The organism is Bowmanella yangjiangensis (assembly GCF_017255015.1).
GTDB lineage: Bacteria > Pseudomonadota > Gammaproteobacteria > Enterobacterales > Alteromonadaceae > Bowmanella > Bowmanella yangjiangensis.
The window spans coordinates 20,092-35,145 of sequence record NZ_JAFKCS010000016.1 but is presented as its reverse complement, the minus strand read 5'-3'; the positions used below and the strand labels follow the sequence as shown (position 1 = coordinate 35,145).

Genomic DNA, 15,054 nt, shown 5'->3' with positions numbered 1-15,054 from the left:
AGCAATTCCTCTGATTCTGTCTTGTTTTTCCTTGATACTTAGTGGGTTCTGGTCAATATTCTTGGCTGTTCCTTGCTGTTAAAAAAATCATCCAACATGCTAAAACTGTTCTCCATCGATGAAGTCAGACCCGGAATGTTCGTCAATCGGGTTACCCGTCAAACCGCACAACTGAAAATCAAAACCCAAGGATTGGTGAAGGAGCAAGGACTGATCCAAAAACTTAAGGCACGTGGCATTCTTGAAGTAGAAATTGATCTTTCCCGCAGTATTTTGCATGAAGAACTGACCATGGAAAGTCCGATGGAAGACGAGAGCCAGGTAACCGCAGCAAAGCCGCAGCAAACCGAAGGAGAAGCGCTCAATGAGTCGCATAAACTCTATGAGCAGGCCAAATCGGTTCAATCCAAATTTTTCAAGAAAGTACGAAAAGGCGGCAAAGTCTCCATTTCAGAATTGATGGGAACCAGCGCCGATATTATTGATTCGGTGTTCGATAACCCCGACGCTTTGTGCTGTTTGACTCTGATAAAAGAACGCGAGCAATATCTGTTAGAGCATTCACTGAACTGCTCCATTTTGATGGCGGTATTTGCCCGCCATTTGGGCTTTGATAAAGAACTTATCGACGAACTGGGTTTGGCTGGCTTATTGATGGATGTGGGTATGGCCACTATCCCCGATGATATTCTGAGTAAGTCCGGCCGTTTGGATCAGGCCGAAATTCAGATTGTTGAAGGCCATGTGGACTTCGGCCTTGAATTGCTGGAACAGTCAGAGATGGATTTGGATGTGGTTCGGGACGTAATCGCCAATCACCACGAACGTATGGACGGCTCCGGCTACCCTCGCGGTAAAGGCGGCGACTACTTATCGGTTTATGCGCGCATGGCCGCTATTGTAGACAGCTATGACGCCATGACCTCTGACCGCCCATGGCGCAAAGGGTTACCCCCAACGCAGGCGCTTAAACGTCTGCTGTCGTCCAGCCAGGGCTTACTTGATCAGTCATTGGTGCAGCAATTTATCCGCTGTGTCGGCGTGCATCCGGTCGGCTCGCTGGTCAAATTGAAAAGCGGCAAATTGGCCATCGTGGTCAGAGCCAATAAGCAAGACCCCTTATGCCCGGTGGTGATGAGCTTCTACTCCGTGCGCACCAACATGTACAACGAGATTAAACGACTGGATCTGAGCAAGGTCGGCGATGAAATAGAAACCAGCGTCAGGCCGGAAGAATTTAAAATAAACCTGACCAAGTTCTTTAAAGACGTTTTGCTACAGCAGGTCTGACTGCTGCTGTAGCACCGACTCACTGCCCAGGCAAGGTATCCAGTTTGTGCACCTTTTCCAGTTCGTTATCCCAATCGGCCCGGCTTGCCATAAACAAGTGGGCATTGGGTTTCATCTGCACTTTGTCGTCCAGACTACCCGCAGGTACCACTAACATGGAAAACTCGCTGAGCAGATAAGGCATTGCAGAGCCACACTGCGAACAAAACGCGCGCTGATGATGGGTGCCCGGCAGCCGAAAAGTTTTAACCAAGCCCTGCCCTTTATGCCACTTAAGGGTGGCGGTATGGGAGAACAGATTAGCGGCATGGGCCGAACCGGTATCTTTCTGACAATGCTGACAATGACATAGAAAGAACTGTTCAAAGTCGCCATCAATCTCAAAACTCACTGCCGCACATAAACACGAACCTTGTCTTTTCATCCATTCTTCCTTTTGCAGTTATCCCATCAGCGCAAGCAACTTAGCGAGTCAGACAGCCGCAGGTATTTACCATTCCCCCAACGCAGGCAAGCTGAATTCCTGGCCCTTGTAAGTCAGTATCACCTTCTGTGGTTCAATTCTGACTATACGCAAATTGTCACTAATCCAATCACCTTCACCAAGCTCTACACCGTTAACCCGCACCCGACGTTCAGTCGGTACTGAGGCGTATAAGTGGGTGGAAAAACTCATGGACGGCAGCTCAGCTAACACCCAGGCTGGCAATTGATCTACCCGCAATGTTTGAGACGTTTTAGCCGCGCTGGGAGTTTGGTGTTCTTCCGTACTTTGCTCAGTTTCAGATACAGCCTGTCGGAATCGCCTTAATAATTCGGGGGAAACACTGTCCAGCGGCACCTCTGCTTCGGTATTCACCACATCGACCGGCACGGCCCCGGCTTCTTCGAGCTGTTCAGCCTGTGTTAGCGTATTTTCTGGGGTTAACGCTGTTTGTGGGACTTCTTCAGCTACCGGGGTTGGCTCAGGTTCTAAGGCTGGGCTTGGCACCGCATTTTGAGGCTGTTCGGCCACCATCACTACAGTCGGCGCTTCCCTGGGGGCAAGTAGTTGTTGCCATGGCGTTACCGCCGCGGTATAGCCTAGTCCCATACCACCAAATAACACCAAGGCAGCCACCAAGGTTTTTCGTCCGTAATAATGCCAGCGCCCCGGCAGTGACTGCACCGAAGGTAGAAACAAACTACGGTTAAAATGCTCTGACAGTTTATGGTCAACATTGGCTTGATGCGCGCCTTGCATCAGCAGGGTTTTAGTTGGCGAGCTGGCCGTTGGCACCGAATAAGTCGACTCCAATTCGACCGTTTGCGCCATATCGATTTCCAGCTCCTGCACACCCATTTCTTTTAAGCCCTGCACCATTTCCTGGCTGCTGACCAAACCTGACTTACGGATACGTACCGGGCCATTTTGTGCAGTAATTTGCACAATCACCATGCCAGGCTGTAAATCGTCTACCCTGATATGCTTAAGCATGAAGGCTCCCTATCCAATAGCCCAGCGCCAGCCCCGTAGCCAGCAGTCCGGCCAGGATCAATGTCCATTGCTTCCCCTGGCGCTGACGCACAACATCGTCCCCCAGGATCTGAGAGGCTGCAGCAAGAAAAATATAGCGTCGTACCACCGGATGCTGCTTGGTAAACGACAAGGTCAATGCCCGGTCACACAACAAATTAATCACCCGCGGTATACCGCCACTAATCTGATACACCGCCTGCAAGGCAGTAGCCGCAAAAATACTCACATCGCCACCGGCCACTTGCAGACGATGAGCGATATAAGCTTTAACCTCGTTGCCGCTCAGTGGCAGTAAGTGATAACGCGCGGTAATGCGCTGGGCTAACTGGCGCAATTCATTGCGTTTAAGTAATTGCTGCAACTCGGGCTGACCAATCAGCACCACTTTAAGCAGCTTTTCTCGATTGGTTTCCAAATTGGTTAGCAGGCGCAGTTGCTCCAGCACTTCGGGTAATAAATGCTGGGCCTCGTCAATAATCAGAACGGTATTGATACCTTTTTGATGATTAGCGGCAAGATGCGCCAGAATTTTATCTGTAAAACTTTTCAAACTGGCCTGATTGTCCTCATAGGCAATGCCCAGTTCATCACAAATGGTCGCCAGCAATTCCAGTGCAGACAAGGTGGGATTTAAAATCATCGCCACTTGGGTATTTTCAGGCAACTGCTGCATCAGCTTTCGGGACACTGTAGTTTTGCCGGTTCCCACCTCGCCGGTCAACATCACAAAACCGCCACTTTCACGCAAACCAAAGGTCAGGTGAGCAAGTGCTTCTTTATGGCGGGGGCTCATATACAAATAGTCAGGATTGGGCGCGATGGAAAAAGGATTGTCCGCTAATCCAAAATAGTTCAGATACATGCAAAACCGTCTGCTATGCAGGCTGTGATAAGGGCGGCAACTAAGGTAACGATTCGACGAAGGCAAGTCAAAGGCGGGCTGGGAAAAGCAGTGAAATTGCCTTGCGACGGCGTAAAACTAACATGAGAGCGGAAACTTAGGATGTGCCTTCCTATCAAAGTATAGCCGCCAATTTACTCCCTGTGCTGCCGGCCATCCTGGTTCTGATACTCCTGCAGCGCGGCCTGCATCCTTTTTTTATGCCAATCCAACATCGAATCAGCTAACGCTACGGCCTGATGTTGATACTGCAATGCCAGAGCATGTTGCCCGCGCTTCGCATAAGCCGCCGCAAGATAGTGATAGCTGTATGCGTCCTCTGGATATAGTGCCAACTGTTGCTTTAGTATTTCCACCGCTTTGCCTGGATCTTTGTCAAGTTGATAATCAGCCAAGCGCTGAATAGAGGCTTTTGGAGACACATCAAAGCCGTATTTCTGAGCGGAGAGTAATTTATAGTGTTCCACAATGGCCTCAACCCCCTGGTTGGCAATCTCAGAATCCGGCGCTAAGCCTTGATGAATATCATCAAACAGCAGCTCAATCCCTTCTATAGTGGAAAGCACCGGTAGCGACATAAAATAGCGATGCGCATATTGACGGTAGTGCCAGGTTAATTGTGATGGAGCAGAGGCTCGCAGCAGACGCTGCAATTTGACGTAATCCGGCAACTGGTGATCTTCCTTCACACCGTCACCATGGCTGAAGAATAAAAAGGGTCTGCGGTTTTGGGGAAGCGCTGCTAGCTTCTTTGCTGCGCTGGATAAAATACCCGCATAATCATCCTTCAGCTCAGGACTCACAGCAATATAGGCATTAGCCATAGTGGGCTTATTCAGCAGCGCAGACAATACCAGCGTACCATTGACTCTAAAGCCACTGAAAATACGAAAACCATTGGTTCTGTAGGTGCGTTCCAGTTCCGGAAACAGAGCTGACTCAAAAAAATCTAACAAGGGGGTAGTGTTACCGCTCGGGTCGAACAGTCTTCCCACTGGATTACCCGCGACAGGAGTAACAATAATAGTTTCAAGCCAAGGCCACTCACCGTTATGGCTAAGCCAATCATGCACGCCACCTAAATAACTGTCAGCCCGAGGATGGAAATCCAACATCAACAGGTAGGTTTTTTCCGGTTTAGTTTGATAGCTTGCGGGTAACTGAACATTAAACAACAAGGGCTCAGAAAATTGAGGATGACTTAAACTAAGCTGCTCAGCACCGACCCTGGCGCTTAACAACAGCAACCATCCAATGCTCCACAGCGTTACCCATTGTGCTTTTTTCATATATTCTCCTTTTCTGTACAGCATCCCATACTATTTGCCACCTGCCAAACCAGATACACCTGTCTGGCTGCCCTTGGCTTGCTTTGGCATAATGGCGACATAGAAGGCATGATGGCATATTGATGTGCCCAGCCAATGTTGTGTTCTGGAATCCTTTAGCCCATGAAAATTTACCTGGTAGGCGGCGCTGTCCGCGACACATTGCTTGGTCGCCCCATCACTGAACGCGATTATGTGGTGGTGGGGGCAACACCTGAGCAGATGCTGGCGCTCGGCTATAAGCAGGTGGGCAACGATTTCCCAGTGTTTTTACACCCCGATACCAGTGAAGAATATGCACTCGCGCGCACCGAGCGTAAAACCGGAGTGGGTTATACCGGTTTTGACTGCATTGCCGATCCCAGTGTGACCTTAGAAGAAGATTTACTGCGTCGCGATCTGACGGTGAATGCCATGGCCATGGACGAGCAAGGTCAGATTATCGACCCCTATGGCGGCCAGCAAGACTTGCACAATAAAGTCCTGCGTCACGTATCGGCGGCGTTTGAAGAAGACCCTCTGCGGGTTTTGCGTGTCGCGCGCTTCGCGGCCCGTTATCACCATCTAGGTTTTGCCATTGCTGCCGAAACCCAGGCACTGATGAGCACTATTGCCGCCTCGGGTGAACTGACTGCCTTAACCACAGAACGGGTATGGAAAGAAACCAGTCGCGCTTTGCTCGAAGCCAGCCCGGAAGTTTACTTTGAAAGCCTGCGCAGCTGCGGCGCTCTTAAACATTGGTTTGCCGAGCTGGATGCCCTTTGGGGCGTGCCCGCACCGGAAAAGTGGCACCCGGAAATCGATACCGGCGTGCATTGCATGATGGTGTTACGCATGGCCGCCACCCTCAGCCAGGATTTAGCCGTGCGCTACGCAGCACTGGTACACGACTTGGGTAAGGCCCTGACCCCGCCCGAGCAATGGCCAGCTCATCACGGCCATGAAAAATCAGGCCTGGCCGCGATTACCCGCTTAAGCGAGCGGCTTAAAGTGCCTAACGATTGTCGTGAACTGGCGCTGTTGGTGGGCGAATTTCATACTCATATACACAAAGCCTTAGAGCTGAAACCCACCACAGTTCTCAGAGTATTAAATCATTGTGATGCCTGGCGAAAACCAGCCCGGTTTGAGCAATTGTTGCTGGCCTGCGAAGCTGACGCCAGAGGCCGGTTGCATTTTGAGCAGCGGCCTTACCCCCAGGCCGACTACTTTCGCGCCGCCTATCAAGCCGCCGCCGCGGTGGATGTTCAACTGATTATCGCCAAGGGTATTCAGGGCAAAGCCATAAAAGAGGCGCTGGACCGAGAACGCACCACCGCCATTGCGACGATAAAAGCGCAGTGGCAAGCACCTCAGCCCTGAGCGAAAAGCGTCTGACCAGGAAGGACAGACAGAATACCCAGAAACGCTTCAGGACAATGTCGTCTTCCTGTGCTCAGGCTTTTTATGGTTAATTTAGCTTTCTAAATATTGGCTGACCGCGAAGGCCTCAAAGAACACCAAGACACAGCGATTTTATTGGCTGTCAGTTTGTATAACAGGCAAGTAAATATCGGTTCTAAGTTGCTCCTCATCGACCATCTCCGGGTCATCCAGATAGTGATAGATACAAGGCGTATCCGCCGGCCAGAGCGCATCCATCCCCAACAGGGTCAGATACAAGTTATCCACCGCCGCTTCCAGTCCCTCGAAGCTGCCGTTATGGCGGGTTCGCAGATACAGGCCCGCTGCGCTGTCCTGCCAGAAAAAATCATCCGGTACCCCCGCCACCGCTTCACTTAACAACAGGGCACTGTCGAACACCCCAGCTTGCTGCGCTGAATCATCCCGCGGCATACCAACAATGGCCTCCAGATGCTGTGGACCACCCACAGCCTCGAACAAGCGGGTATAAGTATCGAACAGGTCCGGATACAAATGCTCGGTGCGCACCGTTATTAAATGCATCGGAGCCAGGGAAACCAGCTCTACCGCCAACCAACCCTGTGGATTCGCCTGGTTACCGCTGGCTGGCTGCGACAAGCGATTGATGATGTTATCCAATAACTCTGGATCATCACGAAGCTGAGAAGGACTGAGCGCAACCTGGCGTTTCATCGCTTTGGCAAACGCCTGGCTGGATGAAAAGCCGGATTGCAATGCGGCCTCCGTCACGCTGGCGGCTGCCGATAAATGCTTGGCGCCCGCCGCTAAGCGAAGACGACTTTGGGTTTGGCCACAGGTCTCTCCAGTAACCAGACGATACAGCCGGTGAAAATGAAAAGGTGAAAGCGCTGCCGCCTCAGCCAGTTTTGCCAGTTCTATCGGAGGCTCATCAAACAAATGGGCTTGCAGCAGGGCAACCGCCCGTTCAATCCGCGCTAATACCAGGGCTTCACGATCTATCATTGAGAGTTCCTCTTGGTAGGGTGTTTGCCAACTCTAGCCAGCATTGTGCTTATTCGCGTGTCCCAGCTTGCGGTTTTATTTGCCATGTGTTGGACAACAAGCCATCGCCCTGCTTGACTGAATAATCGCCAGTGCAGTTCATTCAAGTCAAGCTTGGGAGGCCACTTCATGGCACCGCTTACACTTAATCACTCTGTAGGTATGGGGGGCACTAACCATACCGAAGACATCCGCGCCGTGCAGATTGCGCTTAATCAATTGCTCAGCCCCGCGCATATCGCCCCGCTCAGCGTCGATGGCAGTCTGGGTAGTGATCCCGACAAAGCCAAAACCGTTGCCGCTATCAGGTATTTTCAGGCTCAGGTAGTCAAGATGCAGACGCCGGACGGACGGGTTGACGTCAATGGTAAGACACATAGAACAATTAACCGCGAGCTGGCCGCATTAACCAGGAACGAGCCTGCGCAGTCAGTTCGGTCTGATGTGCCCTGGATGACTATCGCCATGGCTGAAATGGGTCAAACAGAAGTGCCGGGCCCCGAGGCCAATGCGCGTATCCTGGCGTATTTCAAAGCCGCAGGTTTTTGGGGAACAGACGACTCTGGCGGAGAAAATGCCTGGTGCGGCTCATTTGTTGCCTGGGTAATGCGGCAAAGTGGCTTCACACCAGTAGCTCAAGCTTACCGGGCCAAAGAGTGGCGGCACTTTGGCCGGCAGATTGCCCAGCCGGTATATGGAGCCATTGGCATTAAAAGCCGTCAAGGCGGTGGGCACGTGGCCTTTGTGGCAGGCACAAGCGCGGATAGAAAATCACTTTATATGCTGGGTGGTAATCAGCGCGACAGCGTCAACATCGCCCGCTATAGTCGTGACGTATGGGACAGCTTTGTGGTACCGGAAGGCTTTGATGAAACCAGGGTGGACTTACCCCTTTATTCGCAGCACGCCACAGCCGCAGGCAGCGAAGCATAATGCACGGCGAGGATGGCTGATTTTGACCGCGCTGACAGCTGGCCTGTGTGCATGTAGTCAGAGAAACCAGCTTGAACATGTTGCTCTGGACGAGGCCCAGCAACAGGCTCTTTACATTGCCGTGCGGCAAACGCCCTTTAGCGCTGTGGTAAAGATCACGCAGGTGCAAACTCAGCATGATCATCACGAGCCAGAGATGCAGTGGCATATTTATACAGCCGAAGTGCAACAGATGATCCGTGGAACCCCCACCCGCTCGCTGCGCTTTGCCATGGCCGTTGAGCAAGGCGAAGATGCACTTATCCCTGACTATCCCGTGCTGCTTACCCTATGCCAAGGCCCAAATCCGCAGTTAGGCACCCATTACTATTGGCCTGGCACCGGCGCGCAGTTTGACGCCAGTGCCCAGCTCAAGCAGGTTGCCATATCGGCAGCCAGCGAGGCTGACCAGGCACAAGTGCATTTCGCTCAGTGTGATTAGCGCCTGCTAGCGTCTTAGTCCAAATCAGCCGCACTATGACGTTCGGCTAATTGCTCATGCTCTTCACCCCAGGTACGGTTGACCCGCCTACCTCGTTGTACAGCCGGGCGCTGGGCAATCTGTTTCGCCCATCTCTGCACATGGGCATATTCCTGAACCTGCAAAAACTCGGCGGCGTCATAAATATTGCCTAGTACCAGATCGCCATACCAGGGCCAGATCGCAATATCAGCAATGGAATATTCATCACCTGCCATATATTGATGCTCCGCCAGATGGCGGTCGAGCACATCCAATTGGCGCTTCACTTCCATAGTGAAACGATTGATGGGGTACTCCATCTTAAACGGCGCATAAGCGTAGAAATGCCCGAAGCCGCCACCTAAGTACGGCGCAGCCCCCATCTGCCAGAACAACCAGTTGCGGCATTCGGCTTTGCCTTTCGCATCGCTTGGCACCAACACACCGAACTTGTCAGCCAGGTACTGCAAAATCGCCCCTGACTCAAACACCCGGATAGGCGGCAGTGAACTGGTATCCAGTAAGGCGGGGATCTTGGAGTTGGGGTTTACCTCTACAAAGCCAGAGGAAAACTGCGTACCCTCACCTATATCAATCAGCCAGGCATCATACTCAGCCTCTTTGATACCCAGCGCCAGCAGCTCTTCGAGCATAATGGCCGCCTTCTGGCCATTGGGGGTAGCCAGCGAATAAAGCTGCATCGGATGCTTGCCCACCGGCAGGCTTTTATCATGGGTTGCCCCGGCAATAGGACGGTTAATACTGGCCCACTTACCGCCACTTTCGGCGTCCCAGGTCCAGATTTTTGGTGGGGTATAGTCATTGTTGTCGGTCATCACGAGTCCTTGATTGGAAAATGCGTCAGGCAATTAATGCGCACGAAAGGAACCAGATTCAAGTCATTGCATTGCCTGTTTTGCGACCAATGACTTTGTAAAGTACGATAAGTTGCTTGAGGCTATACAACCTGTTGATCAGGTTTCAGCGTACAACTGACATTTTAGGGAATAAACATGAGCAAACCACGCCACCCCGCCCTGACCGATGAAATGTTCCATCTTTACGACCGGTATGCCCACGGTCAGATGGACAGGCGTGCATTCTTGCAAGGCTTGAGCCGCCTGGCGGTTGGCGGCATTACCGCGTTAACTCTGTATCAGTATCTCAGCCCGGATTATGCGGCTGCCGAACAGGTATCCTTTAATGATCCTGGCCTAAAAGCCACTTATGTCACCTACCCCTCCCCTGACGGCCATGGCGAAGGCAAGGGCTACCTGGTGCTGCCCCAGCCATTGGAAACACCGCGCCCTGTGGTTTTGGTTATCCACGAGAACCGCGGGCTCAATCCTTATATTAAGGATGTGGCCAGGCGCTTTGCCAAGGCCGGTTTTATCGCCCTGGCACCAGACGGTTTAGCGCCGCTTGGCGGTTATCCTGGCAATGACGACGACGGTCGCGCCATGCAACGCAGCCTGGATGCTAACAAGTTACGAGAAGATTTGTTCGCCGCTGCCCGCTATGCCAAAGCACTAACCCAAGGCAATGGCAAACTGGGGGTGGTAGGTTTTTGTTTTGGCGGTGCCATGACCAACCGCATGGCCGCAGAGCTGCCGGAACTGGTTAACGCCGCAGTGCCCTTTTACGGCTCAGCCGCACCGCTGGAGCTGGTTGAACAAATTCAGGCACCACTACTGATCCAATATGCAGAAAATGACGAACGGGTAAACAGCCAGTGGCCAGCCTACCAGCAAACCCTGAATCAACACAACAAAGCCCATCAAGTGCACTTTTACCCCGGCACGCAGCATGGTTTTCATAATGATTCCACGCCGCGCTATGCCAAGGATGCCGCCGAACTGGCCTGGCAGCGCACCCTAGCCTTTTTCAATCAGCACCTGGCGAGTGCTGGGTAAATTTAACAATGGCAGATGCAGGCCTGCTTTACAGGCCCTGCTCCACCATCTGCTTAATGGTTTTAGCCTTAACGAAGTGATCCAGTTGATGGGTTTGTATCCACCAGGTAGCGGCTTCCATCAGCAGTGCCGGGTTGTCATTCTTATTGGCAAAAAACGCATAAAATGACAGCCCAACGTTCTCGCCCTTACTGGCCATCTTTTTATCGCATACTTGAATAATTTTCGCTCTTAGCTCGGCTCTCACTGCCAATCCTTTTGTTTAACTAAATCGTTCCTAAACAGCCAAATAGGCTTAATCGGGGCTGCGGGTGAGTCGCACGCCATCCACCACCATTTGCCAGTGCCCGTCCACCAAATGCGGCGGCTCTGATACTTCAAAAGTGGAGCTTAGCGGGCCAAACCCCACCACAAAATTATCGCCGTTGAATTCTTTTAGTGGCCCGTTTATCGAGGTGGTGCCGCCATTTTTAAGCCGCTCATAAGCCACAGTACCATCAGGCAAAATCAGCAGATACATTTCCTTGCTTTGCCACTCACCGGCATACATCAGCTTGTCGTCGGGCAGCGGTTTACTGCAACCACTTAATAGCATCAATAACAATAAAAACGGGGCCATCCTTAAAAACATCAACTTCTCCTGATAAATGGGCAAGGGAGAGCGGCGTAACCTTTAGCCGTCCGTTTAAACACAGCGCCGTTTCACAAAAAAGCAAACCGGCTTAGGGCTTGAGATAAGCGAGCTTGGCACCAAAACCAATAAACACCACCCCAGTGACCGACTTAAGCCAGCGGCTGAAGGTTGGACTACCGGCCAGCCCTTTAAGCCGGGACAACAGCATCACCATACAAGAGAACCAAATGAGGTTAATAAGCGCATGTGCTGATACCAGCAAGTAGGCCTGGCTGGCGGATGCGTCCATAGATAGGAACTGAGGAAAAGCAGCCAGATAGAACATCGACACTTTGGGATTGAGCACGTTGGTAAAAAAGCCCTCAGCAAAGGCTCCCTTAAAGTTGACCGCCTTAGCCTTTTTTACATCGGCCGACACAACCACAGTTTGTGCTTTCCAGGCCGCCAGCAGAGACTTCACGCCAATCCAACATAAATACATGGCGCCGAGGATTTTAAAGATAAAAAATGCCTGAGCGGACTGCACCAATAACACCGAGATACCAAATACCGATAAGGTACCGTGCACATAGAAAGCCGCCACAAATCCCCAAATATTGGCAAAGCCAGCCGCCCGACCGGAGGCAGGCACAGTCTTGGCAATCAACAGCCCGTTGGGACCAGGCGAGATAACCAGTAACGCCACAACAACGACAAAGGCCAGTAAATTAATCAGATCCATCCCCATCTCCTTTTTTCGGCAGGCAACGGATTGTACTTGCGATCTTGGCAGGGTAATAGGTTCCTTGCACTAGTAGTGCCATTTTGAGGTCGCGGAGTTTGGCGCAACGCCCCAATCTCCTCTGGCTTACACGGTCATAGTGGTGTTTTGGTTATTACTTGCGGCATGGATTGCCTGGCTTAGCGTTAGAAAGTACAAAAGGTGACAATCTAAACTTCATCGGCATCCATGCCTGATATGACACTCCATCCTTGGAGCGCCAGTCCCATTTCTTTGCTGCGCGGCAAAGAAACGAGACGCAAAGAAAACGCGCCCCTGACGCCACACAACACCCAAACTGGATTGGGAAAACGCCTGTCGCCTCCACTCACTCCCTGTTCGTATCGGCTCGATTCTCATCCTTGATAATCGTCAGGCGTTTACCTGGCATCCAGCTCGGGCGTGGCGTTAAAGGGGAATTAAGGCGGCTCGGGCCGCTTAGGGGTTACAACTTATGATGTTTTGTCGGTTAATGTTTGCTTTGCACCAATTACGGACTGTTACGGTTTAACAGCGGAAAACGCGAGCACAGTGGTTGGTTTCCATATGCTTTAACTTGTTACACGCGTTTTTTATTTGGCTTAAAAGCTGTCGCACAAATTAGCAAACCAGCACCATGAAACATACCGATTATGTTACTTAGGGTAATTATTGAAATAGATGAACCTGCAAAATATTCAGCCGCTGGAATTGCCAGCAAACCACTTAGACAGACAACGGATAAACCCAAAGCAAAACGAAGCTTTCCCGCGTGTTGGAATCGCCAGACAACAATTACAGCAATGCAGGAAAATATGATTGTAGAAAGGTTAACTTGAATCGCAGTGCTCAAAATATCCATATTAGTCTCAACTTTCTCCAATTCAACGACTCAAACACCGGCGGAGCGTAGCGACGTCCGCGTGCTTTGACTTGTTATACCTTTTTTCTCAACGGTCTCTAATAGCATTGCTGAGTACTCAGACTTCTTATCAATCATTTCTTCAATCTGACGCCATAGCAGCATTTTCAGCGCACCACTATTGGAAAGAAATCGCTCAATTAGATTATTGAACTCCTCAATTTTATTGATTTTCCTTTCAATAAGTTGTTGCCTGCTATACCCATTAAGCTCTAGTGTGCGAATTGTAGTTTCCGCCCGTACATTGGCACTCTTCCAGTAAACCAACGGACCATGATGTTCCAGCATTCCTTCAACGTCATCAGAATAAGGATCTAGGAATTCGTTGCCTACAACGTAGTAATCATTCTTTCGTCGATTACACTCAGTACACGCAATTGTGAGATTAAACCAAACGAAATGTTGGTTTTCGTCTTTCGACGAAGGAATTTTATGCTCGATGTCACCAGGTGTGTTATGACCTATTTTACTTTCGCAATATACGCATTTATGCCCAGTTTCATCTTTTAGTTGCTGCTTTATTTCCTTATGTCGATAACGATTTTTTTTGGTGCTATTTGTTTTGTCTGCTCTGTATTGCTCAAGCCAAACTACGTGATTAGTCGCTAATATATCTGGCTCGGCCAGTTTTTGTAGATTCCTCAAGAGTTCACCCCTCTCTCTTAAAATCATACATTGATAATGAGTCATTCAAGCCTGATTCTTTAAGCTCATTAAACATCTTCGATATTTTTTCTTCGGTATCTGGTTGCCCTTCATATTTCTTTAATATCTCGCTTATTTTTTCCTCGACCCATATTGGTAGGGTGGTAGGAACATCTAATATTTCGCGAAGTATCTTGTCGGGTGATCCGGACAAATCTGCCTTACCTAGATGCTCTGAAATAATTTTTCTTTCACCACTGTAAAGCAGGCCATAAACATTCGCATTGGGATTTGATGTAACAATAAAGGGGCTGTGTGTCGCAATAATAAATTTATAATTAGGGAATGCTTTCTCAAGATTGGGTAGCAGGCTTCTCTGCATGCTTGGATGGAGATGATTTTCAGGTTCGTCGAGTATAACAGTGCATCCATTTTTGTCAGCACCATACATGTGTATTTGCCACGCAATACCAAACAAAGAGTTTACACCTCCTGACATTGAAGAAAGAGGAAAATCGCCGGTTTTTGTAATCACAACCACATCGGGCATTCGTATTTCCAATTTTTCGAAGCCGAGAGATTTAGGTAAAACTATCCGCAATATTTCCTGAAACCTCAAAAATAGCCTTTTATATTCCTCGTTTTCTTCAACGGCTTCGTTCCCATAACCAAACAATGCTAGTGATATCAATGATTGTTTTAAAACAACTCCAGGATTCCTTACATTTGCCGATCCATATGTTTGTAACAGTAGCTGTTGAAATTCTTGATATTGCTGCTGATTTGACTTGGGGTTTACTGGGAGATTGTCTATATTTTGGAATGAGATTGCTGGTCGATGAGACGGAATATGTAGACCAATAACTGGCTGTTGATTGGCATATTGCAGCTGGTATTGTGGATTTGTCGCACTATTGGCTGGAACATGTAGCTGGCACACTCCTCCATTCGAGTACCTAATATTTCCCACAATTTCGGCTTGATGGTTCGATTCCTCCCGATCTCGAATCCTTCTCAAATCACTAAATATTTTTTTCTTCTTCTTTTTGCCGATGAATGGAGTAGCACTGAAGTTAATATTCCATCCAAAGTGGCGGCTCAAAACATTCAATATTGTAGTTTTCCCGCATCCATTCGCCCCGGTCAATACAGTCGTTTGACTGTTGAAGTCAATATCTATGTGTTCGAATTGTCGCCAGTCATTTAACGTGACTTTGCTAAAATTAATCATCTTTCATTGCCTATTTGGAAAGATATTAGTATGAGGTATAACGCCCGCCACAAACGCGAGCAACGTGTTG

At 49.9% G+C, this 15,054-nt stretch carries 17 protein-coding genes; 5 read left to right on the top strand and 12 right to left on the bottom strand.

The genetic code is table 11. From position 1 onward, the window contains the following. The first annotated feature begins 96 nt into the window (after nucleotides 1–96). Complete coding sequence (locus tag J0A65_RS15250) at nucleotides 97–1,290, top strand: HD-GYP domain-containing protein (protein WP_206595180.1); 1,194 nt, start codon at nucleotides 97–99, stop codon at nucleotides 1,288–1,290. Nucleotides 1,291–1,309: 19 nt separating this feature from the next. Here the strand turns inward: J0A65_RS15250 and J0A65_RS15245 are convergent, their stop codons facing one another. The 4 genes from J0A65_RS15245 to J0A65_RS15230 form a co-directional block, all read right to left on the bottom strand. Then, on the bottom strand, nucleotides 1,310–1,714 hold the full coding sequence (locus tag J0A65_RS15245) for a GFA family protein (RefSeq protein ID WP_206595179.1): 405 nt from the start codon (nucleotides 1,712–1,714) through the stop codon (nucleotides 1,310–1,312). Between the two features lie 66 nt (nucleotides 1,715–1,780). Further along, complete coding sequence (locus J0A65_RS15240; RefSeq protein ID WP_206595178.1) at nucleotides 1,781–2,767, bottom strand: general secretion pathway protein GspB; 987 nt, start codon at nucleotides 2,765–2,767, stop codon at nucleotides 1,781–1,783. Then, nucleotides 2,760–3,671 (bottom strand): ExeA family protein, encoded by a 912-nt coding sequence (locus J0A65_RS15235; RefSeq protein WP_206595177.1) that lies wholly within the window; start codon nucleotides 3,669–3,671, stop codon nucleotides 2,760–2,762. The genes J0A65_RS15240 and J0A65_RS15235 overlap by 8 nt, the downstream gene beginning before the upstream one ends. A gap of 173 nt (nucleotides 3,672–3,844) precedes the next feature. Continuing rightward, complete coding sequence (locus J0A65_RS15230) at nucleotides 3,845–4,999, bottom strand: esterase (protein ID WP_206595176.1); 1,155 nt, start codon at nucleotides 4,997–4,999, stop codon at nucleotides 3,845–3,847. A 162-nt stretch (nucleotides 5,000–5,161) separates the two neighbouring features. Between J0A65_RS15230 and J0A65_RS15225 the strand changes: the two genes are divergently transcribed. Next, nucleotides 5,162–6,400: a multifunctional CCA addition/repair protein gene (locus J0A65_RS15225; RefSeq protein WP_206595175.1), complete on the top strand. Its 1,239-nt coding sequence runs from the start codon at nucleotides 5,162–5,164 to the stop codon at nucleotides 6,398–6,400. Between the two features lie 153 nt (nucleotides 6,401–6,553). Here J0A65_RS15225 and J0A65_RS15220 read toward each other — a convergent pair whose 3' ends face one another. Continuing rightward, nucleotides 6,554–7,426 carry an AraC family transcriptional regulator gene (locus J0A65_RS15220; protein ID WP_206595174.1) on the bottom strand — a complete coding sequence of 291 codons (873 nt, stop codon included), beginning with the start codon at nucleotides 7,424–7,426 and terminating at the stop codon, nucleotides 6,554–6,556. A 168-nt stretch (nucleotides 7,427–7,594) separates the two neighbouring features. On the opposite strand from J0A65_RS15220, the gene J0A65_RS15215 reads away from it, so the two are divergent. Together J0A65_RS15215 and J0A65_RS15210 are read left to right on the top strand one after the other, a co-directional pair. Continuing rightward, a complete protein-coding gene (locus tag J0A65_RS15215; protein ID WP_206595173.1) occupies nucleotides 7,595–8,398 on the top strand; it encodes an NlpC/P60 family protein in 804 nt (267 codons plus the stop codon). Between the two features lie 22 nt (nucleotides 8,399–8,420). Further along, nucleotides 8,421–8,879, top strand: a complete 459-nt coding sequence (locus J0A65_RS15210; protein WP_206595172.1) for a hypothetical protein — start codon at nucleotides 8,421–8,423, stop codon at nucleotides 8,877–8,879. A gap of 14 nt (nucleotides 8,880–8,893) precedes the next feature. On the opposite strand, the gene yghU is transcribed toward J0A65_RS15210, so the two are convergent. Then, nucleotides 8,894–9,736 (bottom strand): glutathione-dependent disulfide-bond oxidoreductase, encoded by an 843-nt coding sequence (gene yghU / locus J0A65_RS15205; RefSeq protein WP_206595171.1) that lies wholly within the window; start codon nucleotides 9,734–9,736, stop codon nucleotides 8,894–8,896. A gap of 177 nt (nucleotides 9,737–9,913) precedes the next feature. Here yghU and J0A65_RS15200 point away from each other — a divergent pair, with 177 nt between their 5' ends. Further along, complete coding sequence (locus J0A65_RS15200) at nucleotides 9,914–10,813, top strand: dienelactone hydrolase family protein (RefSeq protein WP_206595170.1); 900 nt, start codon at nucleotides 9,914–9,916, stop codon at nucleotides 10,811–10,813. A gap of 28 nt (nucleotides 10,814–10,841) precedes the next feature. Here J0A65_RS15200 and J0A65_RS15195 read toward each other — a convergent pair whose 3' ends face one another. The 6 genes from J0A65_RS15195 to J0A65_RS15170 all read right to left on the bottom strand — a co-directional run bounded on the left by J0A65_RS15195 (nucleotide 10,842) and on the right by J0A65_RS15170 (nucleotide 14,984). Further along, nucleotides 10,842–11,060 (bottom strand): DUF6500 family protein, encoded by a 219-nt coding sequence (locus tag J0A65_RS15195; protein ID WP_206595169.1) that lies wholly within the window; start codon nucleotides 11,058–11,060, stop codon nucleotides 10,842–10,844. Nucleotides 11,061–11,108: 48 nt separating this feature from the next. Next, a complete protein-coding gene (locus J0A65_RS15190) occupies nucleotides 11,109–11,444 on the bottom strand; it encodes a hypothetical protein (RefSeq protein WP_232849983.1) in 336 nt (111 codons plus the stop codon). 91 nt (nucleotides 11,445–11,535) lie between these two features. Further along, nucleotides 11,536–12,168, bottom strand: coding sequence for a LysE family translocator (locus J0A65_RS15185; protein WP_206595168.1), 633 nt, complete (start codon nucleotides 12,166–12,168; stop codon nucleotides 11,536–11,538). A 598-nt stretch (nucleotides 12,169–12,766) separates the two neighbouring features. Next, entirely contained in the window at nucleotides 12,767–13,048 is a 282-nt protein-coding gene (locus tag J0A65_RS15180; protein WP_206595167.1) for a hypothetical protein, read from the bottom strand. 30 nt (nucleotides 13,049–13,078) lie between these two features. Beyond that, nucleotides 13,079–13,753 carry an HNH endonuclease gene (locus J0A65_RS15175; protein ID WP_206595166.1) on the bottom strand — a complete coding sequence of 225 codons (675 nt, stop codon included), beginning with the start codon at nucleotides 13,751–13,753 and terminating at the stop codon, nucleotides 13,079–13,081. Nucleotides 13,754–13,757: 4 nt separating this feature from the next. Further along, nucleotides 13,758–14,984 carry an AAA family ATPase gene (locus tag J0A65_RS15170; RefSeq protein ID WP_206595165.1) on the bottom strand — a complete coding sequence of 409 codons (1,227 nt, stop codon included), beginning with the start codon at nucleotides 14,982–14,984 and terminating at the stop codon, nucleotides 13,758–13,760. Nucleotides 14,985–15,054 lie beyond the last annotated feature (70 nt).

Bases quoted from the DNA above. Each gene is read 5' to 3' on its own strand.
- J0A65_RS15225 (WP_206595175.1), top strand. From the start codon at position 5,162: ATGAAAATTTACCTGGTAGGCGGCGCTGTCCGCGACACATTGCTTGGT.
- J0A65_RS15245 (WP_206595179.1), bottom strand. From the start codon at position 1,714: ATGAAAAGACAAGGTTCGTGTTTATGTGCGGCAGTGAGTTTTGAGATT.
- J0A65_RS15215 (WP_206595173.1), top strand. From the start codon at position 7,595: ATGGCACCGCTTACACTTAATCACTCTGTAGGTATGGGGGGCACTAAC.
- J0A65_RS15230 (WP_206595176.1), bottom strand. From the start codon at position 4,999: ATGAAAAAAGCACAATGGGTAACGCTGTGGAGCATTGGATGGTTGCTG.
- J0A65_RS15185 (WP_206595168.1), bottom strand. From the start codon at position 12,168: ATGGATCTGATTAATTTACTGGCCTTTGTCGTTGTTGTGGCGTTACTG.
- J0A65_RS15180 (WP_206595167.1), bottom strand. From the start codon at position 13,048: ATGGATATTTTGAGCACTGCGATTCAAGTTAACCTTTCTACAATCATA.
- J0A65_RS15240 (WP_206595178.1), bottom strand. From the start codon at position 2,767: ATGCTTAAGCATATCAGGGTAGACGATTTACAGCCTGGCATGGTGATT.
- J0A65_RS15235 (WP_206595177.1), bottom strand. From the start codon at position 3,671: ATGTATCTGAACTATTTTGGATTAGCGGACAATCCTTTTTCCATCGCG.
- J0A65_RS15200 (WP_206595170.1), top strand. From the start codon at position 9,914: ATGAGCAAACCACGCCACCCCGCCCTGACCGATGAAATGTTCCATCTT.
- J0A65_RS15250 (WP_206595180.1), top strand. From the start codon at position 97: ATGCTAAAACTGTTCTCCATCGATGAAGTCAGACCCGGAATGTTCGTC.
- J0A65_RS15170 (WP_206595165.1), bottom strand. From the start codon at position 14,984: ATGATTAATTTTAGCAAAGTCACGTTAAATGACTGGCGACAATTCGAA.
- yghU (WP_206595171.1), bottom strand. From the start codon at position 9,736: ATGACCGACAACAATGACTATACCCCACCAAAAATCTGGACCTGGGAC.
- J0A65_RS15190 (WP_232849983.1), bottom strand. From the start codon at position 11,444: ATGTTTTTAAGGATGGCCCCGTTTTTATTGTTATTGATGCTATTAAGT.
- J0A65_RS15220 (WP_206595174.1), bottom strand. From the start codon at position 7,426: ATGATAGATCGTGAAGCCCTGGTATTAGCGCGGATTGAACGGGCGGTT.